General features: G+C 71.8%; 16 protein-coding genes. 11 read left to right on the forward strand and 5 right to left on the reverse strand.

The features are described from left to right. The first annotated feature begins 79 nt into the window (after positions 1–79). Genes I596_RS17265 through I596_RS17275 form a run of 3 tightly spaced genes read left to right on the forward strand, consistent with a single transcriptional unit; the run spans position 80 to position 5,071 of the window. Positions 80–655 (forward strand): RNA polymerase sigma factor, encoded by a 576-nt coding sequence (locus I596_RS17265; protein ID WP_067650807.1) that lies wholly within the window; start codon positions 80–82, stop codon positions 653–655. After that, positions 642–2,219: a protein kinase domain-containing protein gene (locus tag I596_RS17270; RefSeq protein ID WP_067650810.1), complete on the forward strand. Its 1,578-nt coding sequence runs from the start codon at positions 642–644 to the stop codon at positions 2,217–2,219. Before I596_RS17265 ends, I596_RS17270 begins: the two co-directional genes overlap by 14 nt. Positions 2,220–2,257: 38 nt before the next feature. Further along, entirely contained in the window at positions 2,258–5,071 is a 2,814-nt protein-coding gene (locus tag I596_RS17275) for a CHAT domain-containing tetratricopeptide repeat protein (RefSeq protein WP_067650814.1), read from the forward strand. Between the two features lie 629 nt (positions 5,072–5,700). On the opposite strand, the gene I596_RS19105 is transcribed toward I596_RS17275, so the two are convergent. The 3 genes from I596_RS19105 to groES all read right to left on the reverse strand — a co-directional run bounded on the left by I596_RS19105 (position 5,701) and on the right by groES (position 7,934). Then, a complete protein-coding gene (locus I596_RS19105; protein WP_223303868.1) occupies positions 5,701–5,856 on the reverse strand; it encodes a hypothetical protein in 156 nt (51 codons plus the stop codon). A 73-nt stretch (positions 5,857–5,929) separates the two neighbouring features. After that, entirely contained in the window at positions 5,930–7,576 is a 1,647-nt protein-coding gene (groL, locus tag I596_RS17280) for a chaperonin GroEL (RefSeq protein WP_067650817.1), read from the reverse strand. A 70-nt stretch (positions 7,577–7,646) separates the two neighbouring features. Beyond that, on the reverse strand, positions 7,647–7,934 hold the full coding sequence (gene groES, locus I596_RS17285) for a co-chaperone GroES (protein WP_067650820.1): 288 nt from the start codon (positions 7,932–7,934) through the stop codon (positions 7,647–7,649). 318 nt (positions 7,935–8,252) lie between these two features. On the opposite strand from groES, the gene I596_RS17290 reads away from it, so the two are divergent. The 8 genes from I596_RS17290 (at position 8,253) to I596_RS17325 (ending at position 19,170) form a co-directional block, all read left to right on the forward strand. Continuing rightward, entirely contained in the window at positions 8,253–10,475 is a 2,223-nt protein-coding gene (locus I596_RS17290) for an endonuclease (RefSeq protein WP_067650829.1), read from the forward strand. A 441-nt stretch (positions 10,476–10,916) separates the two neighbouring features. Then, positions 10,917–13,151, forward strand: coding sequence for a protein-disulfide reductase DsbD family protein (locus I596_RS17295; protein ID WP_257722434.1), 2,235 nt, complete (start codon positions 10,917–10,919; stop codon positions 13,149–13,151). A gap of 1 nt (position 13,152) precedes the next feature. Continuing rightward, on the forward strand, positions 13,153–13,719 hold the full coding sequence (locus tag I596_RS17300; RefSeq protein WP_067650831.1) for a TlpA family protein disulfide reductase: 567 nt from the start codon (positions 13,153–13,155) through the stop codon (positions 13,717–13,719). Positions 13,720–13,851: 132 nt separating this feature from the next. Further along, complete coding sequence (locus tag I596_RS17305) at positions 13,852–15,411, forward strand: AMP-binding protein (protein ID WP_067650838.1); 1,560 nt, start codon at positions 13,852–13,854, stop codon at positions 15,409–15,411. Continuing rightward, positions 15,408–16,358, forward strand: a complete 951-nt coding sequence (locus I596_RS17310; RefSeq protein ID WP_150132239.1) for an NAD-dependent epimerase/dehydratase family protein — start codon at positions 15,408–15,410, stop codon at positions 16,356–16,358. Before I596_RS17305 ends, I596_RS17310 begins: the two co-directional genes overlap by 4 nt. A 52-nt stretch (positions 16,359–16,410) precedes the next feature. After that, positions 16,411–17,373, forward strand: coding sequence for a glycosyltransferase family 2 protein (locus I596_RS17315; RefSeq protein ID WP_067650841.1), 963 nt, complete (start codon positions 16,411–16,413; stop codon positions 17,371–17,373). Further along, positions 17,363–17,749, forward strand: coding sequence for a GtrA family protein (locus tag I596_RS17320; RefSeq protein WP_067652250.1), 387 nt, complete (start codon positions 17,363–17,365; stop codon positions 17,747–17,749). Before I596_RS17315 ends, I596_RS17320 begins: the two co-directional genes overlap by 11 nt. A gap of 5 nt (positions 17,750–17,754) precedes the next feature. Continuing rightward, complete coding sequence (locus I596_RS17325) at positions 17,755–19,170, forward strand: cryptochrome/photolyase family protein (protein ID WP_067650844.1); 1,416 nt, start codon at positions 17,755–17,757, stop codon at positions 19,168–19,170. Between the two features lie 4 nt (positions 19,171–19,174). Here I596_RS17325 and I596_RS18630 read toward each other — a convergent pair whose 3' ends face one another. Both I596_RS18630 and ilvA read right to left on the reverse strand, forming a co-directional pair. Then, on the reverse strand, positions 19,175–19,498 hold the full coding sequence (locus I596_RS18630; protein ID WP_150132240.1) for a hypothetical protein: 324 nt from the start codon (positions 19,496–19,498) through the stop codon (positions 19,175–19,177). Between the two features lie 24 nt (positions 19,499–19,522). Continuing rightward, positions 19,523–21,049: a threonine ammonia-lyase, biosynthetic gene (ilvA, locus tag I596_RS17335; RefSeq protein ID WP_067650852.1), complete on the reverse strand. Its 1,527-nt coding sequence runs from the start codon at positions 21,047–21,049 to the stop codon at positions 19,523–19,525. Positions 21,050–21,104: the final 55 nt, after the last annotated feature.

Genomic DNA, 21,104 nt, shown 5'->3' on the forward strand with positions numbered 1-21,104 from the left:
GGCCAGTCTCGATTTCCCACTCCTCCGCCCGCGCCCGCGCCGGATTTCCGTGCGCGATACGCGTGCTATAACTCCGCGCATGGGCGCCGCGCCGGCCGACACCACCCAGGAGCTGCTGTACCGGATCCGCGCCGGCGACGACTCCGCACGCGAGCGCCTGCTCGCCCGCTACCTGCCGGTGCTGCGGCGCTGGGCGCACGGCCGCCTGCCGAGCCATTCGCGCGACCTGGCCGATACCGACGACCTGGTCCAGGCGACGCTGCTGCGCGCGCTGACCCGGCTGGAGGCCTTCGAGTACGCCGGCGGCGGCTGCTTCCTCGGCTACCTGCGCCACCTGCTGCTCAACGTGATGCGCAACGAGATCCGCCGTTCGGGCGGCCACGGGACGCGCGTGGACCTCGCCGACACCTTGATCGACGACACGGCGCGCTCGCCGCTGGAGGCCGCCGTCGGCAGCGAGCGGCTGCGCCGGTACGAGGACGCGCTGGCGGCGCTGCCACGGCGCAGCCAGGAACTGCTGGTCATGCGCATCGAGTTCGGGCTGGACTACGCGGACATCGCCGACGAAACCGGCATGCGCCCGGATGCCGCCCGCATGGCGATCCGGCGCGCCGCCGGCGAACTGGCCAAGGCGATGAGCGATGACACCGCGTGACGATGCCGCCTTCGACCGCTTGATCGAGCGCATCCTCGACGCCGAGCCCTGCGAATGGACGGCGGCGGACCTCGCCGACGATCCGCGCATGGCGGCGCTGAAGACCCTGTCGGACATCGCCGCGGCGTTCCGCGCGATCGACGCACCCGTGCCCGCGCGCGCGATCGCGTTCCGCTGGGGCCCGCTCGAGGTCGGCGAACGGGTCGCCGAGGGCGGCAGCGCCGAGGTGTTCCGCGCGCACGATCCCCGCCTCGGCCGCGATGTCGCGCTCAAGTTGCTCACGCCGGCGGCCGCTGCCACGCTGCGCACGGATGCCTTCCTGGAGGAAGCACGCCGGCTGGCGCGCATCCGCGACTGCCACGTGGTCGGCGTGCTGGGTGCGGCGGTCCACGACGGACGTGCCGGCCTGTGGTGCGAGTGGATCGACGGCTGCACGCTGGCGGAGCGGATCGCGCGTGACGGCCCGCTCGCCGCCGACGAGGCTGCCCTGGTCGGCATCGGCCTGTGCCGGGCGCTCGCCGCCGTGCACCAGGCCGGCCTGCTGCACGGTGACGTGAAGCCGCACAACGTGCTGCGCGAGCGCGGCGGCCGCCTGGTCCTGGCCGACCTCGGCGCCGGCGGTGATCCCGCCACGGTCAACGCCAGCCTGCGCACGCAGGCCAGCCCGGCCTGGCTGGCACCGGAAGTCCTGCACGGCGCCGCACGCACGCAGGCCCACGATCTCTATGCGCTCGGCGGCGTCCTGCAGTTCCTGCTGAGCGGCGAGACACCCGATCCCGTCCGCCCCGGCGCCGCGTTCGACCGCAGCGACGTGCCGCCCGCGCTGCGTGCCGTGATCGCGCGGGCGCGGGCCGCCGACCCGGCCGCGCGCTATGCGACCGCCGGCGGGATGGCCGATGCGCTCGCCGCCTGCCTGCACGCGCCGGGCGCCGCGGCGGCGGCGCCCGCTTCGGTAGCACCGACACGACGGCGTGCCGGCATGGCCGCCGCCGTGCTCGCACTCGCCATCGCTGCTGCCGGCATGGTGGCCCTGCTGCGCGCGCCGCCGCTGCCGGAGATGCACCTGGAGCTGCTGCGCCACGACGGCGATCGCGCCCAGGTGATCGCCGACGGCACCGCGGTCGCCCTGCGCGACCGCCTTTCGTTCGCGCTGGCGAGCCAGCGTCCGGCCTGGGTCTACGTGTTCAATACCGACGACCACGGCACGCTGCAGCGCCTGTTTCCGCTGCCGGCGCTCGATACGCGCAACCCGATGCCGGCAGGCCGGCGCGTGGAGCTGCCGGGACGGAGCGGTGGGCGCAGCCTGCGTATCGAGGTCTCCTCGCCGGCGCAGGCCGAGGAGTTCCTCGTGGTGGCCTCGGCCGCCCCGGTCGACGTGCTCGAGACCCTCGCCGCTACGGACGGCGCCACCGACGCCGAAGTCCGCCTGCGGGGCAGCGGCGTGCTGGTCCCGGGGATCGCCCCTCCGGCGTCGGCGCCCCTCGATACCCTGGTCGCGCAGCTCGACGCCGCCGACCAGCCGCTGCGCCTGTGGCGCTACCGGCTGCCGCATCGCGCCGATTGAGTGCGTTATTCTCGCGCCGGGCAAGCCGGAGCAGCGCGGTGACCGTGCGGATCGATCGCTTCGTCCTCGCACAGCGGCGCCTGCGCGCCGCCGTCCTGGGTGCGGCCTGGCTGGTCGCCACGCTGAGCGCCCCGCTGTCCGGCGCTGGTGCCGATCCGGCCTCCCCGGCCCAGATCCGTGCACTGCTCGCCGCCGGCCGCGACGAAGCCGCGCTCGCCGCGCTCACCCAGGCCCTGGCCGCCGCGCCGGCGGCACCGGCCGAGCTGCAGCTGCTGCTCGCCGAGACGCACTGGCACCGGCAACAACCCGCGGCAGCCGCCGAAGCGGCCACGCGCGCGCTCGCGTTGCTCGGTGCCGGGGACGACGATGCCGCGTTGCGCCAGCAGGCGCTGCGGCTGCGCGGGCTGGCCGCGGCCGAGCAGCGCCACACCGACGCCGCGCTGGCCGACCTGCGCGAGGCCGAAGGCCTGAGCCGGGTGCGCGAGGGCGCCGACAGCGCCGGGCATGCCGCCCTCCTCGGCGACCTCGCCTTCGCCCAGCGCATGGCCGGCGACTACGGCGGCGCGATGACGTCGCTGGAGGCGGCCCTGGCGATCCAGCGGCCACGCGCCGCGAGCGACCCGATGCCGCTCGCGCTGAGCCTGCTGCGCCTCGGCCAGGCCCAGCGCATCAGCGGCGACGTGGTGCGTGCCGAGGCCAGCTACCGCGAAGCGCTGGCCCTCGCTGGCCGTGCACCCGATCCGCGCGGCCGCCTCCGCGCCGACCTGCTCTATGCGCTCGCCAACCTGGAGCGCCACCGCGAGCGCATCGAGGAAGCAATCGTCTGGTACGCGCAGGCCGTCCCGGCCTTCGAGCAGGCCTACGGCACCGATTCCCTCAAGCTGGCACGCGTGCTGAACAACTACGGCAATGCCGAAAGCGTGCGCTACGGCCGGCGCGAAGCGGCGGTCGCGCTGTATCGGCGCGCGCTCGCAATCGCGCTGCGCAACCCGGCCGCGAACCCCGGCGACTACCTGCCGCTCTCCAACATCGCCATGGTCGACGTCTGGCGCGGCCGCCATCGCGAGGCCGAGGCCGGCTTCCGCGCGATGCTCGGGCGGCTGGAGGCGATGCCGGCCGCCAGCGAGGCGACACCGCTGTTCGTGCAGCACGGCCTGGCCGCCGCACTGTGGGGCCAGGGCCGCCACGACGCGGCCTTCGCCGCCGCCGCCGCGGCCGAGCACACGCGCCAGGCCAGCCTGCGCGACGTCGCCGCCGGCCTGTCGGACCAGCAGACCCTGATGTTCCAGGAACAGGAGTACGCCACGCTCGACCTCGCCGTCGCGATCGCGCTCGCCAGCGGCCGCCCGGCGCTGATCGAGCGGGCCTGGTCGCTGGCGATCGCGGCGCGCGGCCAGGTCACCGCGATCCAGGCGGCCCGCCTCAGCCAGGCGCGCACGCGCCTCGCGTCGGACCCCGCCATCGCACCGCTGTGGCAGGAATGGCTCGCCGCCAGCAGCCTGCTCGAAGGCGCGCGGCTGGCGACGGCGGACGACACCGCGGCCCAGGTGCGCTTCCAACGGGCCGAGCGCCGGCTCGCCCAGGCCTTGCCGAAGGGCGTCGCGATCGCCGACGTGCAGCCCGGCCTCGACGCCGTGCGCGCGGCGCTGCCGCCGGACAGCGCCCTGGTCTGGATGATCCCGGTCGCGCACCGGCGCGCGGAGGACTTCGCCAGTCGCGAGATGCACGATCGCGAGCGCGAGTGGCACGCGCTGGTGCTCGAGGCCGGCAGCGGCACGCCGGTGCGGGTCCTGCGCCTCGGGCCCGCTCGCGCGCTGGCGGCCGAGGTCGCCGCCTGGCAGGCGCGGCTGGCGACCCCCGAGAGCGACCCTGCGCAGCTGCGCGCCGCTGGTGTGCAGGTCGCCAGTCGCATCTGGCAGCCGATCGCGCGGACCACCTCGGCACGCCGCGTGTTCGTGATCGCCGATGCACCGCTGCAACGGCTCGCCTGGGCCGCCCTGCCCGATGGCGCAGGCCACCTGCTCGACGGCGATCGCCTCGTGCACGTGCTCAACCACGAGGAGGAACTGCTCGCGTCCACGACGCCGATCGACGCGCCGCGTTACAGCGTGCTCGCGCTGGCCGACCCGCATACGGGGCCGTCCGGCCCCGGGACCGACCGGCGCGCCGGCTGCCGGCGGCCCTGGCCGCCGCTGCCGGGCGCGCGCCGTGAAGCGGCCCGCCTGCAAGCCCTGGTGGCCGCCAGCGAGGCGGCACCGATGCTGGCCCTCGTCGGCGCCGCCGCCAGTGAGGCCGCCTTTCGAAACGCGGCGCCGCACGCGGCCATCGTCCATCTGGCCACGCACGGCACGGACGCCGCACCGGCGCCGGACTGCCGGGACGCTACCGGCCACCGCGGCGTCGGCTTCGTCGCCGAAGCGCCGCCGGCCGCCACGACGGCAGCCGCGCTGGTCCTCGCCGCGCCGGCGCCGGACAGCGGCAACCCCGACGACGGCCTGCTGGGCGGCCTGGAGATCGCCGCACTCGACCTGCACCGGGTGCGCTGGGCCGTGCTGGCCGCCTGCACGACCGCCGCCGGTCCCACGCGCCACTACGAGGGCCTCGACGGACTCGCGCGCGCCTTCCGCATCGCCGGTGCCGGCACCGTCATCGTCAGCCTGTGGCCGGTCGACGACACGGCCACGGCAGCCTGGAGCGAAGCGCTGTACCGGGCACGCTTCCAATCGCAGGCCGATACCACGCAGGCCATGCGCAGCGCCCAGCGGCAGGTGCTCGCCACGCGCAAGGCGGCAGGCTTGAGCACGCATCCGTTCTACTGGGCCGGCTTCCTGGCGCTCGGCGACTGGCGCTGACCGATGGTCGCGCCGGCACGGCCGGCGAGCGGTGCGGTTCCAGCGCCTGCATCCGCCGGACGCCCCGCAAAAAAAGGGTTCTTCGCCCATTTGCGGGGTCATTCGGCTTTTGGCTCCTGCTTTGGCTCCTGCTTTGGATTTTGCCCTTGGCTTTTTCGCCCTAAAGCAAGCCGAGCATCGCAGGGCGGCGAGGCCGCAGAGGCGCCCCGTGTCTGAGCGAAGCGAGTTGGGGCGCCGTGCCTCGTCGTCCGAGAAGCACAGGGGACCGAGCCGGCGCAGCCGGATCGGCTTGCGCCGGGCAAAGGGCTTTTGGTTCCTTTTGGCCCGTCAAAAGGGACTCGGCCGCGCAGCGGACGAAAGCTCTTGATCTTGCTCCTGCTTTGCTCCGTGCCGGCAATCCCTCAAAAGCCACGGCGGAAGATCAAAGCAAGAGCTTCCGCACGCTGCGCGCGCGGGTCACTTTTGTCTTGGCAAAAGTAACCAAAACCGTCGTCGCCGGCGCGAGCCGGCACGGCTGCGCCGCGCCGGTCCCCTGCGCTTCTCGGCCGGCCAGGCACGCTGCCCCAACTCGCTTCGCTCAGACACGGGGCAGCTCTTCGGCCTGGCCGACCTGCGATGCTCGGCTCGCTTTAGGCGCCAACAGCCAACAGCCAGAGCAGCAGCGAGAGCAGCAGCGAGAGCAGCAGCGAGAGCAGCAGCGAGAGCAGCAGCGAGAGCAGCAGCGAGAGCAGCAGCGAGAGCAGCAGCGACTGCGACGAAAGGGAGAGCTGATTGATTCCCGCCAATGAGCGAAGAAAGCCCATAAAAAAGGCCCCGCCGAAGCGGGGCCTTTTCGTGACGCTGCCGGGAGGCGAAGGATCAGAAATCCATGCCGCCCATGCCACCCATGCCACCGCCCGCCGGGCCGTGGCTGTGGGCTTCTTCCTTCTTCGGCGCTTCGGCGACCATCGCCTCGGTCGTGATGACCAGGCCGGCGATCGACGCGGCGTTCTGCAGCGCGGTGCGCGTGACCTTGGTCGGGTCCAGGATGCCCATCTCGACCATGTCGCCGTACTCGCCGGTCGCGGCGTTGTAGCCGAAGTTGCCCTTGCCGTCGGCGACCTTGTTGAGGATCACGCTGGGCTCTTCGCCGGCGTTGGTGACGATCTCGCGCAGCGGCGCTTCCATCGCGCGCTTGGCGATCTGGATGCCGTGGGTCTGCTCCTCGTTGTCACCCTTGAGCTTGGTCAGGGCCGCCAGCGAGCGGATCAGCGCCACGCCACCGCCCGGGACCACGCCTTCCTCGACCGCCGCACGCGTGGCGTGCAGGGCGTCTTCGACGCGCGCCTTCTTTTCCTTCATTTCCACTTCCGTCGCCGCACCGACCTTGATGACGGCCACGCCGCCGGCCAGCTTGGCCACGCGCTCCTGCAGCTTCTCGCGGTCGTAGTCCGAGGAGGTCTCCTCGATCTGCGCCTTGATCTGCTTGATGCGCGACTGGATCGCGGCGGCTTCGCCGGCGCCGTCGATGATCGTGGTGTTCTCCTTTGTGATCACGACCTTCTTGGCCTTGCCCAGGTCCTTGAGCGTCGCCTTCTCCAGCTGCAGACCGACTTCCTCGGAGATCACCTGGCCACCGGTCAGGATGGCCATGTCCTCCAGCATCGCCTTGCGGCGGTCGCCGAAGCCCGGCGCCTTGACGGCCGCGACCTTGACGATGCCGCGGATCGTGTTGACGACCAGGGTCGCCAGCGCCTCACCCTCGACTTCCTCGGCGACGATCAGCAGCGGCTTGCCGGCCTTGGCGACGCCCTCGAGCACCGGCAGGAGCTCACGGACGTTGGAGATCTTCTTGTCGTACAGCAGCACGAACGGGTCTTCCAGCTCGACCTGCTGGCTCTGCTGGTTGTTGATGAAGTACGGCGACAGGTAGCCGCGGTCGAACTGCATGCCCTCGACGACGTCGAGTTCGTTGTCCAGGCCCGAGCCTTCCTCGACCGTGATGACGCCTTCCTTGCCGACCTTGTCCATCGCTTCGGCGATCAGCTTGCCGATCAGCTCGTCGCCGTTGGCCGAGATCGTGCCGACCTGGGCGATCGACTTGGAGTCGGCCGACGGCTTGCTGAGCTTCTTGAGCTCCTCGACGGCCGCGATGACGGCCTTGTCGATGCCGCGCTTGAGGTCCATCGGGTTCATGCCGGCGGCGACGGCCTTGAGGCCCTCGCGGATCAGCGCCTGCGCGAGGACGGTCGCGGTGGTGGTGCCGTCACCGGCGACGTCGGAGGTCTTGGAAGCGACTTCCTTGACCATCTGCGCGCCCATGTTCTCGAACTTGTCGGCCAGCTCGATCTCCTTGGCGACGGACACGCCGTCCTTGGTGATCGTCGGCGAACCGAAGCTCTTCTCGAGCACGACGTTGCGGCCCTTCGGGCCCAGCGTCGCCTTCACGGCATTGGCGAGGGTGTTGACGCCGCGCAGGATGCGCGCGCGGGCGTCTTCGGCGAAACGGATGTCTTTGGCTGCCATGGAACGGATTCCTTCGATGGATTGCTGCTAGGTGGGGAGGGATGCTCGATCAGCGGCGCGCGGCGCCGGCTTACTCGATCACCGCCAGGATGTCTTCTTCGCGCATGACCAGCAGGTCTTCGCCGTCGACCTTGACCTCGGTGCCCGAGTACTTGCCGAACAGGACCTTGTCGCCGGTCTTGACCGCGATCGGACGGACCTTGCCGTCTTCGAGGATCTTGCCGTTACCGGCGGCGATGACTTCGCCGCGGCTGGGCTTTTCGGCGGCGCTGTCGGGGATGACGATGCCGCCGGCCGAGACCTTCTCTTCTTCCAGGCGCTTGATGATCACGCGATCGTGCAGGGGACGAAGTGCCATGGGTGCTTCCTTCAACAGGTGGGGTGGAAAGATAAAGGATTGATTTAGTTACGATTGGGCAAGCGTTGTTAGCACTTGACCTAAGTGAGTGCCAATTCTAGCGGCGCGTCAACCGTAACGGAAGCCGCACCGGCTGGCTGCCATCTGGAGGCGTGCCGATCCGCTTCAAGGCCCGCGCCCGTCCTTTACCTGCGCCGGCGAGGGGCCGCGCCGTTGCGCGCCTTGTGAACCGGCGCCACGCACCTGTCACGGCCGGGACGCTAGAGTGGCGCTTTCGGCGCCTTCGCGAGGGGGTGCCCGTTGCTGGGGATTTCCGTCATGTGCTCACGTTCCGGCGCCGCGCGCGCCCTGATCTGGCTGCTCCTGCTGACCGGCAGCGGCGGGCTGTCCGCCCAGTCCATCGGCCTGGTCGGCGGCACGCCGGCCACCGAGACGTTCGATACGCTGGCATCGAGCGGCACCGGCTCGACCCTGCCGGCCGGCTGGCATTTCCTCGAGACCGGCAACAACGCCAACGGCACCTATGCCGCCGACGACGGCACGGCCAACGCCGGCAATACCTACAGCTACGGGGCGGCCGGCAGCGGCGAGCGCGCCCTGGGCCTGCTGCGCTCCGGCTCGCTGGTGCCGACGATCGGCGCGCACCTGCGCAACGACTCCGGCGCGGCGCTGGCCGAGGTCGCCGTCGCCTACACCGGCGAGCAGTGGCGCCTCGGGGCGGCCGGTCGGCCGGACCGCCTGCAGTTCCAGTACAGCGTGAACGCGACCGCGCTCGGCAACGGCACCTGGACCGACGTCGCCGCGCTCGACTTCATCGCGCCGGTCACGACCGGCACGCCGCGCGCATTGAACGGCAACCTCGCGGCCAACCGCACGGCGGTGAGCGGCACGATCGGCGGATTGAACCTCGCACCGGGCGCGAGCCTCTGGGTGCGCTGGGTCGACGTCGATGCCAGCGGTGCCGACGACGGCCTGGCCATCGATACCGTCAGCTTCACGGTCGCCGGCGATCCGCCGCCCGACGTGCCGCCGGCCGTGGTCGCCGTCTCGCCCGCCAACGGCGCGACCAACGTCGGCCTCGGCGCCGCCCTCAACGTGACCTTCAGCGAAGAGGTCACGGTGACGGCACCGTGGTTCACGATCCAGTGCACCACCTCGGGCAGCCACACCGCCACGGTCAGCGGCGGTCCCGGCTCGTACGCGCTCGCACCCTCGCCGGCGTTCGCCGCCAACGAGAGCTGCACCTGGACGACCCTCGCCAGTGGCGTGGTCGATCGCGACGGCACGCCGGATGCGCTCGCGTCCGACTACGTCGTCACGTTCACCACCGCCGATCCGGCCACTACGCCGCCGACCGTAGTCTCGACCCAGCCGGCCGACAACGCGGTCAACGTGCCGGCCGCGAGCGACGTCCGCGTGACCTTCAGCGAGGCGGTGACGACCAGCGCCGGCGCGTTCGACCTGGCCTGCGATGCACAGCCGATCGTGCTGGGCGAGACCGGTTCCGGCGCGACCCGCACGCTGACGCCGGCCGTACTGCTGCCCAAGGGCGCGGCCTGCGTGTTCACGATCGACGCCAACGGCGTGCGCAATGCGGCCAACGTCCCGATGGCCGCGTCGGTCACGGTTCGCTTCCGGGTCACCGACGGCTCGCTCACGGGGTACTACGCCAAGGTCAACACCAGCAGTCCCGGCCAGCTGCGCTGCACGCTGCACGCGACGATCCGCGGCCACACCGCCTATCCGTACAGCGGATCGGGCACCAGCACCTGGACGATCCTGGAGACCGCGCAGGCGCATCCGTCGAACCCGGCCCAGGTGCTGGACGTCTACCGCAACCGGCTCTACGCCACCGGCAGCGACCGCGCCGGCACCGGCAGCGGCCTGACCTACAACCGCGAGCACACCTGGCCCAACTCGCTCGGCTTCCCGAGCACGACCGGCAACCTCGGCCGGCCGAACGCGCCCTACACCGACACGCACATGCTCTACCTGTCCGATACCCAGTGGAACGCCGATCGCGGCAACAAGCCGTACGCGAACTGCCCGGCCCAGGCCAACTGCGGCGAGCGCGCGACCGAGGCGAACTTCGGCGTCGGCGGCGGCACCGGCACCTATCCGGGCAACTCCAACTGGGTCAATGCCAGCGCGTTCGAGACCTGGAATCACCGCAAGGGCGATACCGCCCGCGCCATCCTGTACATGGCGATCCGCTACGAGGGCGGCGTCGACCCGGTCAGCGGCCAGAACGAGCCGAACCTGGAGCTGACCGACAACCGCAGCCTGATCGTCGGCACATCCAACTACAACGTGCCGGCCTACATGGGCCTGCTGGCCGACCTGCTGGCCTGGCATGCCGGTGATCCGCCGGACGCCGCGGAGATCGCGCGCAACGAGGTGATCTACACCTTCCAGGGCAACCGCAACCCGTTCATCGACCACCCCGAGTGGGCGACGCGGGCGCTGTTCGAATCGACCACGCCGGCGGTCTGCGAGAGCAATACGCTGATCTTCGCCAACGGCTTCGACGGCCCGGACTGACAGGCCACCGATCCCGCAGCGGGCGCGGCGCGGCGGCATCCGGGGTCGCCGGCGCGCCCCGGTGTCACGGCGCCGGATCTGCGGACTTCGACCGCACGGCCGTACCGGCACGGCCGGGCCCTTCGCGCCGGCCCGGCCCGGACCGGTCGCCTTGGGCAGGGCCGGCCACGCGCGGCGCCGCCCAACCGATTGTTTTCATGCAGGAACACGGCACCCGCCGGCACCGGAGCGCGCGCCGGCAGCCACCGCGCGCTAGGATGCCGGCTGCGTCACGGCGTCGCCGGGGATGGCGCCGGCCTGAACTGATCGTGACAATTGCGGTCGATGATCCGGGCGCGGCCCGGCGCCGGCCGTCACCGGGCGAAGGTCCGGCCGCGCAGGCATACGCGCCGCGGCGCCCTCGCCGCGCCCGTGCCGTCGATCCTTTCTGGAGTACCTGTCGTGTTCCGTTATCTGTTCGCCGGCCTGATCGGCCTCTGCCTTTTTTCATCGCCGGTCCAGGCGCAGGAGCAGGACGGATTGCTGCCGGTCGAGCAGGCGTTCGTCTTTCGCTACACGCTGGCGGCCCCGGGCCGCATCGCCTTGCAGTGGGACGTCGCCCCCGACTACTACCTCTACCGCTCGCGGATCACCGCCAAGACCAGCCAGCCCGGCCTGACCCTGGCCGCGCCGGACCTGCCGCCGGGCATTCCCAAGCACGACGAGTTCTTCGGCGACGTCGAGATCTACCACGGCGCCGTCGAAGGCAGCCTCGCCTATACGCTGACCGACCCGGCCGCCACGGCGATCGAGCTGACCGTCACCGTGCAGGGCTGTCACGAAGTCGAGCCGCTGATCTGCTACCCGCCGCATCCGACCCGGCTGCGCCTGGAGCTGCCGCCGGCCACGGCGACGTCGGCCGCAGCAGTAGGCGGGCTGGCCGGACTCGGCAGCGGCAGTGGCGGCAGCCTGATCGGCCAGGTCACCGGCCAGGACGCGCTGCCCGAGGAAAAGGCCTTCGTGTTCGAGGCGATCGCCTCGGCGCCCGGCGAGATCCTCGCCCGCTGGACGATGCCGGACGGCTACTACCTGTATCGCGACAAGACCGAACTGGCACTGGAAGACGCCGCCGGGATGACGCTCGGCGCGCTGCGCTGGCCGCCGGGCGTGGATCATGTCGACGAGCATTTCGGCAGCGTCGTCGTCTACTACCACCAGGTGGAACTGCCGGTCGCACTGCGCCGCAGCGACGGTGCGGCCGGACCGCTGAAGCTGCGCGCGGCCTTCCAGGGCTGCAAGGAAAACGGCATCTGCTACCCGGTGATGATCCGCACCGTGGACGTCGCCCTGCCGGCGCTGACCGATGCGGAACTGGCCAAGGCCCAGGCCGGCTTCGTTCCGGCCGCCGCCGCACCGGACGCCTCGGCCGCGGACGCCTCGGCCGAGAACGCCCTGCGCAGCACGCCACCGGAGACCGGCACCGGCACATTGGCCGGGGCCCTGCTGCTTGCCCTGCTCGGGGGCCTGGTCCTGAACCTCATGCCCTGCGTGCTGCCGGTGCTCTCGCTGAAGGTGATCGGCCTGGCCCAAAGCGGCGAGAGCCTGACCAAGGCGCGCAGCCACGCACTCTGGTACACGCTCGGCGTGCTGGTGTCGTTCGCCGCGATCGGCCTGCTGGTGATCGCGCTGCGCGCGGCCGGCCAGGCGCTGGGCTGGGGCTTCCAGCTGCAGCAGCCGGCCTTCGTCGCGCTGCTGGTCTACGTGCTGCTCGCCGTGGGCCTGAGCCTGTCGGGCGTGTTCTCGATCGGCAGCGGCCTGGCCGGCACCGGCCAGAACCTCGCCAATCGCTCGGGCCCGGCCGGGGACTTCTTCACCGGCGTCCTCGCCTGCATCGTCGCCAGCCCGTGCACGGCGCCGTTCATGGGGCCGGCGCTGGGTTTCGCGTTCGCCTCTTCTTCGCTGGTCGCCCTGCTGATCTTCCTGGCTCTCGGCCTCGGGCTGGCGCTGCCGTTCCTGATCGTCGGCTTCGTGCCGGCGCTGGCCTCGCGCCTGCCCAAGCCCGGCGCATGGATGGAAACGCTCAAGCAGGTCCTGGCGTTCCCGATGTACCTGACGGCGGTCTGGCTGATCTGGGTGCTGGGCAAGCAGCGCGGCGTCGATGCGATCGGCCTGGTGCTGGCCGGCGCGGTCGTGCTCGCGCTGGGCCTGTGGTGGTTCGAGCGCAGCCGCTGGAGCGGACGTCCGCTGGTGCGGGCCCTCGTCGTGGCCGTGGTGCTGGCGGCCCTGGTGCCGATCGTCGGCATCACGCGCCTGCCGCCGCCGGCCGTCGATGCCGCCGCGATCGAGGCGCAAGGCGCCGTGCCGTACTCGCGCGAGAAGCTGGCCGCGCTGCGCACCGAGGGCCGCACCGTCTTCGTCAACATGACCGCCGACTGGTGCGTGACCTGCAAGGCGAACGAGAAGAACGTGCTCGGCTCGGCGCATTTCCGCGAGCGGCTCGCCGCGGCCAATGCCGTCTACATGAAGGGCGACTGGACCAACGTCGATCCGGAGATCACCGCGTTCCTGCAGGAACACCGCGCGGTCGGCGTGCCGCTGTACGTCGTGTTCCGCGGCCGCGAAGAACCGGGCCGCGTGCTGCCGACCCTGCTGACCGACGCGATCGTCGCCGAGGCGCTGGCGCCGGCCGTGCCCTGACATGGCCGTGCTCGACCGCAATCATGTCCTGATCGTCGCACTGGCGCTCGCCAGCGCCGGTGCCGGCCTGGCGCTCAGCGTCTGGCTGCGGCCGGCCGCGCCCGCCGCACCGGCGGCCGCAGGCGTCGAGGCGCTCGCCGTCGGTGATCGCCGCCTCGATGCCACCCTGCCCGACCGCGACGGCCATCGGCGCCAGCTGTCCGACTGGGACGGCAAGCTCGTCGTGCTCAACTTCTGGGCCAGCTGGTGCGGGCCCTGCCGCGAGGAGATGCCGATGCTCGACGCCGCGCGCAGCCGCCACGCCGCAGCGGGCGTGGAGATCATCGGCGTCGCCGCCGAAGAGGCCGAGCCGGCCCTGGCGTTCCTGCGCGAGCATCCGGTCGCCTACCCGATCCTGATCGATGCGCCCGGTACCGGACCGGATCTCTCGCTGCGCTTCGGCAACACCCGCAGCGTGCTGCCGTTCAACGTACTGATCGGTCGCGACGGCCGCGTGCTGGCGCAGCGCATGGGCAACATGAACGAAGTCGCGTTCGAGGCCTGGCTGGCGCCGCACCTGGCGCCCTGATCACCACGGCGCCGCGTGACGCGCTGCGCACAACCGCGTCGCCGGTGGTTCGCCGGCGGCCCTTCCTGCTAACGTAGCGCGACCGATCGGCACACCGCGGCACGCACGATCCGGCAGGGATACAGGGCCACGATGAACAAACCGCTTTGGGAACCGAGCGACGAGCGCATCGAGCGCGCGAACCTCAACCGCTTCATGCGTTTCGTGCGCGAGCAGACCGGCAACGACGACATCCGCCGCTACGCGCCGCTGTATGACTTCTCGGTGCGCCACCCGGCGCGCTTCTGGCCGCTGGTCTGGGAGTTCTGCGGCATCCGTGCCTCCGGCGACTTCGACCCGGTGCTGGTCGATGCCGAGCAGATGCCGGGCGCGCGCTGGTTTCCCGAGGTGCGGCTCAACGTGGCGCAGAACCTCCTGCGTTTTCGCGACGACCGGCCGGCGCTGGTCGCCTGCGATGCCGCCGGCGCCAGCCACACGCTGAGCTATGCCGCCCTGCACGGCGAGGTCGCCCGGGTGGCGCAGGCATTGGCGCGCGCCGGCGTCGGTGCCGGCGATCGCGTCGCCGCCGCGTTGCCGCCGGGCACCGAGCGCGTGATCGCGCTGCTGGCGACGATCGTCCTCGGCGCGCTCTGGGCGCCGCTGCCGGTGCGCGAGGACGCCCTGCCGGATCCGGCCTACCTGGCCGAGCTGGCGCCGAAGCTGCTGTTCGTCGGTGGCCGAGCGGCCGCCGATCCGTCGCTGCCGGCCGCGCTGCGGCACGCGGCGCCGTCGCTCGCCACGGTGGTCGTGCTGGCGCCACCCGGCCCCCTGGCCGTCACCGATGCCGTCGTCAGCTGGGCCGCGTTCGGCGCCGAGGAGGCACCGGTGCCGGCCTTCGAGCTGCTGCCGTTCGCGCACCCGCTCTACCTGCTGCCGTCGGCCAGCGCCACCGCCGGCATCGTCCACGGCGCCGGCGGCACCTTGATCCAGCACCTCAAGGAACTGGTGCTGCACCTGGACCTGAAGCGCGAGGACCGCATCGTGCTCGCCACCGACGACCTGCCGACCTGGCACTGGCTGGTGTCGGCGCTGGCGGTCGGCGCAACCCTGGTGCTCGACGCGGCGATCGCCGATGCCGCGCCCGAGGCCCTGTGGGATCGCCTCGACGAGGTCGGCGCCAGTGTCCTGGTCACGCGCAGCCGCACGCTCGCCGCCGCCGCGGCCGCCGGCCTCACGCCGATGCACACGCACAAGCTGCAGAACCTGCGGACCATCGCCGTCACCGGCCCGGCGCCACCGGCCGAGGCCTACGACTACGTCTACGGCGCGATCAAGCAGCGCGTGCTGCTGGCCGCGGTCGCCGGCGGGCCGGACCTGGTTTCGTGCCTGGCGATCGGCAATCCGCTGCTGCCGATCCACCGCGGCGAACTGCAGTGCCGGGGACTGGGCATGCGCGTGGAAGTGATCGACGCCGACGGACGGCCGCTGCGCGACGAGGAAGGCGAGCTGGCCTGCCTCGCACCGTTTCCGGCGCTCCCGCTCGGGTTCTGGAACGACCCCGACGGCGAGCGCTACCGCCAGGCCTGCTTCGGCGGCCGCGAAGGCACCTGGCACCAGGGGGTCCGCGCGCGGCTGACCAGCCGCGACGGGATCGTCGTGGCCGATCCGGCACCGTGGCCGGCCGCATCGCCTACCGCCGTCAGCGCCGCATGAGCATGCCGGCGGCATCCGATGGCGTGCTGGTGCTCGGCTCGGCCGGGTTCGCCGGCCAGGCGATCGTCCGCCAACTGGCCGCGGACGGCCTGCCTGTGACGGCACTGGGCCGCGCCGAGCGCGTCACCCGCGAGGGCACGGTCACGCGGGTGCGCGGCTCGATCGAGGATGCCGGCCTGCTGGCGGAGCTGCTGGCCGGCTGCCGGACGATCGTGTACGCCGCCAGTGTCACCACGCCCGGGGCCTCCGCCCGCGAGCCGGTGCTGGAGGTGACCGGCAACCTGTTGCCGCTCGGCCGCCTGCTGGAACTCGCGCCCGCGTTCCCGGATCGCCAGCTGATCTATCTTTCCTCCGCCGGCGCGATCTACGGCGACGGCGCGAACGGTGCCGTCGAAGCCACGCCGCTGAAGCCGCGCTCGTACTACGGCGCCGGCAAGGCGGCCGCCGAAGCGTTCCTATACGCCTGCACCGCGATCAGCGGCTGGCGCGCGGCGGCACTGCGGCCGACCAACGTCTACGGCCCGGGCCAGACGGTCGGCAAGGGTTTCGCGATCGTGCCGACACTGTTCGGCCATGCGCTGGACGGTACGCCGTTCCCGATCTGGGGCGACGGCCGCAACGTGCGCGACTACTGCCATGTCGACGACCTGGCCGGTCTCGTCGCCACGATCGCCGCCGCCGGCTGCCGTCCGGGCTTCACCTGCTACAACGTCGCCAGCGGCCATACCGCCTCCGTGCTCGACCTCGTCAACGCCTGCGAGCACGCCAGCGGCCGCACGATCGCCGTCGAGCGCCTGCCGCCGCGCGGCGTCGACGTGGCGCACGTCGCGCCGGTCGGCACCGCGGTCGCGGCCGACTACGGCTGGACCGCCCGGATCGGCCTGGCCGAAGGCCTCGCACAGTGCTGGGACTGGTTCCGGCGCGCGGCCGAGCGCGGCCAGGCCTAGCGGCAGCGCGCGGGCAAGCTAGACTTGCGCCCCCTGGTTCCGGTTGACCTGCATGCCTGACGCGCCATCCGCCCTGCCCGAGGTCTCCGTCGTCGTCCCGGTCTACGGCGGCAGCGCCGCCTTGCCCGAACTGCGCGAGCGCCTCGCGGCGGCGATGCGCCAGGCCGGTCTTCGCCACGAGCTGATCCTGGTCGACGACCGCGGCCAGGCCGAAGCCTGGCCGACGATCCGCGCGCTGGCCGACGCGCATCCGGAGGTCGTCGGCCTGCGCCTCTCGCAGAACTTCGGCCAGCATGCCGCCACGGTCTGCGGCATCGCCGAAGCGCGCGGCGAATGGATCGTCACGATCGACGACGACCTGGAGCACGCACCGGAGGCGATTCCGGCCCTGCTCGCCGCCGGCAGCGCCGAGACGCCGCTGGTCTACGGCACGTTCCCGCAGCGGACCCATGCCGGCTACCGCAACCTGACTTCCGAACTGATGCGCCGCGCGCTCAAGCGCGCCTTCCCGGATCTCAACGAGGCCTATACCTCGTTCCGCGCGATCCATGCCCCGCTCGCGCGCCACCTGGTCGCGCTCGGCCACAACCGGCCCTACATCGACGGCATGCTGTCGTGGCTGACCTCCAGCGTCGCCACCGTCGAGGTCCGGCACGGCACACGCGAGCACGGCCACAGCACCTACACGCTGCGCAAGCTGATCTCGCATGCGCTCAACATCTTCGTGACCTTCTCGCACCTGCCGCTGCGCGTGGCCACCTACGGCGGTGCCGCGCTGGCGGTGGTCAGCTTCCTGTACCTGGCCTACGTGGTGATCGGCCGGCTGACCGGCCACATCACCGACCCCGGCTACACCTCGCTGATGTCGGTGGTGCTGCTCGCCTGCGGCATCCAGCTGCTGATCCTCGGCGTGATCGGCGAGTACATCGGACGCTTGATGAGCGCCGCCTACCGGCGCCCGGTCTACATCGTCGCGCACCGCGTCGGCGGCGGCGATGCCGGCCATGGCCCCTGAGCACCGCCGCCGCGTCGCCGGCGAGTTCCTGCGGTTCCTGGTCGTCGGCGGCACCAACACCGTCGTCGCCTACGGCCTGTACCTGATCCTGCTGCACTGGCTGCGCTACGAGCTGGCCTACAGCCTCGCCTACCTCGCCGGCATCTCGGTCGGCTATTTCATGAACACGCTGTTCGTGTTCCGCCAACCGCTCAGCCGGCGCGCCGCCCTGCGCTATCCGCTGGTCTACCTGGTGCAGTACCTGCTGAGCCTGCTGGTGCTGCGCGTGGCCGTCGACCTGGTCGGCGTGCCGGCCTGGCTCGCGCTCGCGTTCGCGATCGTCGCGACGATCCCGGTCACCTTCGTGCTGTCGCGCCTGGTCATCCACGCCCGCTGACGGTCATGGACACCGCGCTCGTCTGGTTCCGCCGCGACCTGCGCCTGGACGACAACGCTGCGCTGCAGGCCGCGCTCGCCGCGCACGATCGCATCGTCGCCCTTTACGTGCACGCGCCCGAAGAAGAAGCGCCATGGATGCCGGGCGCCGCCAGCCGCTGGTGGCTGCATCACGCGCTGCAAACCCTCGCCGGACGCCTGGCCGATCGCGGCGCGGCCCTGCATCTCGCCCAGGGCCCCAGCCTGGCCGCACTACGGAACGCCGCACGCGCCGTGGGTGCCGCAGCGATCTATGCGCAACGGCTCTACGAGCCGGCCGCCGCCGAACGTGACCGGCGCGTCGCCGGCGCCTTGCAGCGTGACGGCATCCCGGTCCATTTCGTGTCCGGCGCACTGCTCGCCGAGCCGCCTGCCGTCGTCACCGGCGCCGGTACGCCGTACCGCGTGTTCACGCCGTACTGGCGCACGGCACGGGCGTTGCTGCGTCCCCGCGCACCGTGGACGGCGCCGCCGCGGATTCCGTCCACCACGCTCGACGGCGCGCTGCCGCTCGCGGCCTTCGGCCTGCTGCCCGCCATCCGCTGGGATGCCGGCTTCACCACCGCCTGGCAGCCCGGCGAAGCCGGCGCACAGGACGCACTGGCCGATTTCCTCGGCGCCCCGCTGCGCGAGTACGCCGATGCGCGCGACCGCCCCGACCAGGTCGGCACCTCGCGCCTGTCGCCGCATCTGCATTTCGGCGAGCTGTCGCCGAACCAGGTGGCCCACGCCGTGCTGCAGGCCGCCGGGCGACTCGGCACGGGCGCGCGGCAAGGCGCGGAAGCCTACCTGCGCGAACTGGGCTGGCGCGACTTCTCGCAGTACCTGCTGCACCACAACCCGTCGATGGCCGACACCCCGCTCGATCCGCGCTTCGAACGCTTCGCCTGGGACCCGCGCGACGACCACGCCCAGCACCGCTGGCAGCAGGGCCGCACCGGCATCCCGATCATCGATGCCGGCATGCGCGAGCTGTGGAGCACCGGCTGGATGCACAACCGCGTGCGCATGCTGGTCGCCAGCTTCTTCACCAAGAACCTGCGCCAGCACTGGCTGGACGGCGCGCGCTGGTTCTGGGACACGCTGGTCGACGCGGACCTCGCCAACAATGCGCAAGGCTGGCAATGGACCGCCGGCTGCGGCGTCGACGCCGCGCCCTACTTCCGCATCTTCAATCCGGTGACGCAGGGTCTGAAGTTCGATCCGCACGGCCACTACGTGCGCCGCTGGGTACCGGAACTGGCCGGCATCGCGGTGCCGCTGGTGCACCAGCCCTGGCAGGACCCGGACCTGTTGCGCCGCACCGGCTACCCGGCACCGCTGGTCGATCTGGCGGACACGCGCGCGGCGGCGCTGGCGGCTTGGAAATCACTCGGCGGGTAGCGGCTCAATCGAGCCTGCGAGCTGCCCTGCGCGCGCTTCGGAAGCGGCGGACCGGTGCCGCCACCAGGGCGAAGATCATCCAATAGAGCGAAACGTCGGCCAGCGCCACGCTCACGAACAACCAGGCCGGAAACGCCGGTGGATCGGCGCGAAGTCCCGGTACCGCGGCTGCCCAGACCAGGAGCTGCGGCACGGCATAGATCAACGAAACGTGGCGCCGATCGCCGCGCCGGCGCAGCGATACCGCTTGAGCTGCGTAGACCCCGTTGAGCGCTACGACGCCGATGCCGAGTAGCAGCAGTAGAGCGGAGAGTGCTGTAGCCAGCATGCTGCCCTTACGAGCGAGAAGCGATCAACCGCGCAACAACAACCGATACGCCGGATTCTCGCTCTCGTCCGTATACGCATAGCCGAGCTGCGCGAGGAACGTCGCGAAGGCACCGCGGTCACCGGCCGGCACCTGGATGCCGACCAGGATGCGGCCGAAGTCGGCGCCGTGGTTGCGGTAGTGGAACAGGCTGATGTTCCAGGCCGGATCGAGCGCGTCCAGGAAGCGCGCCAGCGCACCGGGGCGCTCGGGAAAATCGAAGCGGTAGAGGAGTTCATCGACCGCCAGCGGCGAGCGGCCGCCGATCATGTGGCGCAGGTGCAGCTTGGCCAGCTCGTTGTGGGTGAGGTCCAGCGTGGCGAACCCCTGCGCGGCGAAACGGGCAGCGACGGCGGCGCCCTCGTCGCGGGCGGCGATCTGCAGGCCGACGAAGATGCGCGCATGGCGCGGATCGTCGATGCGGTAGTTGAACTCGGTGATCGAACGGCCGCCGAGCAGTGCGCAGAAGCGGCGGAAGCTGCCGCGCTCCTCGGGAATCGTCACGGCCAGCAGCGCTTCGCGGGCCTCGCCGACCTCGGCGCGCTCGGCGACGAAGCGCATGCGGTCGAAGTTGAGGTTGGCGCCGCTGGCGATCGCGACGAGGCTGGCGTCGCGCAGGCCTTCGCGCTCGACGACCTGCTTCATGCCGGCGACGGCGAGCGCGCCGGCGGGTTCCAGCAGGCTGCGCGTATCGGTGAAGACGTCCTTGATCGCGGCGCAGAGCGCGTCGGTGTCGACGCGTTCGATCGCATCGACGTGGGCCAGGCACAGGTCGAATGTCGCGGCACCGACCTGCTTGACGGCGGTGCCGTCGGAGAAGAGGCCCACCTCCTCCAGCACCACGCGCTCGCGCGCCGCGAGCGAGCGGGCCATCGCGTCGGAATCGACGGTCTGCACGCCGATCACGCGGATCTCGGGCCGCAAGGCCTTGACGTAGGCGGCGACGCCGGCGATCAGGCCGCCTCCGCCGACCGGCACGAAGATCGCATCGAGCGGCCCGGGATGCTGGCGCAGGATCTCCATCGCGACCGTGCCCTGGCCGGCGATGACGTCGGGGTCGTCGAACGGATGCACCAGGGTCAGGCCGCGCGCGATGCCGAGCGTGACGGCGTGCTGGTAGGCGTCGCTGTAGGACTCGCCGGCCAGCACGACTTCCACCGCGTCGCCGCCGTGGGCACGGACGGCATCGATCTTGACCGCGGGCGTGGTCACCGGCATCACGATGACCGCGCGGATGCCGAGCCGCCGGGCGGCCAGCGCGACGCCCTGGGCGTGGTTGCCGGCGGAGGCGGCGTACACGCCGCGGGCGCGCTCCTCGGCGGTCAGCTGCGCCATCTTGTTGTACGCGCCGCGCAGCTTGAACGAGAACACCGGCTGGTTGTCCTCACGCTTGAGCCACACGCGGTTGCGCAGGCGCGCCGACAGCGCCGGGGCGGGATCGAGCTCGGTTTCGCGGGCGACGTCGTAGACGCGCGCGGTCAGGACGCGGCGCAGGGTGTCGTGGGCAGTCATGGTACGGAGCAGGATAGCAGCGCCTCACCGCGGCCCGGCCGGCACCTGCCGGATG

It is taken from the genome of Dokdonella koreensis DS-123, from assembly GCF_001632775.1.
GTDB lineage: Bacteria > Pseudomonadota > Gammaproteobacteria > Xanthomonadales > Rhodanobacteraceae > Dokdonella > Dokdonella koreensis.

Coding starts and splice junctions, on each gene's coding strand:
- I596_RS18630 (WP_150132240.1), bottom strand. CDS start 19,498: ATGCTGGCTACAGCACTCTCCGCTCTACTGCTGCTACTCGGCATCGGC.
- I596_RS17315 (WP_067650841.1), top strand. CDS start 16,411: ATGCCTGACGCGCCATCCGCCCTGCCCGAGGTCTCCGTCGTCGTCCCG.
- I596_RS17305 (WP_067650838.1), top strand. CDS start 13,852: ATGAACAAACCGCTTTGGGAACCGAGCGACGAGCGCATCGAGCGCGCG.
- I596_RS17300 (WP_067650831.1), top strand. CDS start 13,153: ATGGCCGTGCTCGACCGCAATCATGTCCTGATCGTCGCACTGGCGCTC.
- I596_RS17290 (WP_067650829.1), top strand. CDS start 8,253: ATGTGCTCACGTTCCGGCGCCGCGCGCGCCCTGATCTGGCTGCTCCTG.
- ilvA (WP_067650852.1), bottom strand. CDS start 21,049: ATGACTGCCCACGACACCCTGCGCCGCGTCCTGACCGCGCGCGTCTAC.
- I596_RS17265 (WP_067650807.1), top strand. CDS start 80: ATGGGCGCCGCGCCGGCCGACACCACCCAGGAGCTGCTGTACCGGATC.
- I596_RS17325 (WP_067650844.1), top strand. CDS start 17,755: ATGGACACCGCGCTCGTCTGGTTCCGCCGCGACCTGCGCCTGGACGAC.
- I596_RS17320 (WP_067652250.1), top strand. CDS start 17,363: ATGGCCCCTGAGCACCGCCGCCGCGTCGCCGGCGAGTTCCTGCGGTTC.
- groES (WP_067650820.1), bottom strand. CDS start 7,934: ATGGCACTTCGTCCCCTGCACGATCGCGTGATCATCAAGCGCCTGGAA.
- I596_RS17270 (WP_067650810.1), top strand. CDS start 642: ATGACACCGCGTGACGATGCCGCCTTCGACCGCTTGATCGAGCGCATC.
- I596_RS17310 (WP_150132239.1), top strand. CDS start 15,408: ATGAGCATGCCGGCGGCATCCGATGGCGTGCTGGTGCTCGGCTCGGCC.
- groL (WP_067650817.1), bottom strand. CDS start 7,576: ATGGCAGCCAAAGACATCCGTTTCGCCGAAGACGCCCGCGCGCGCATC.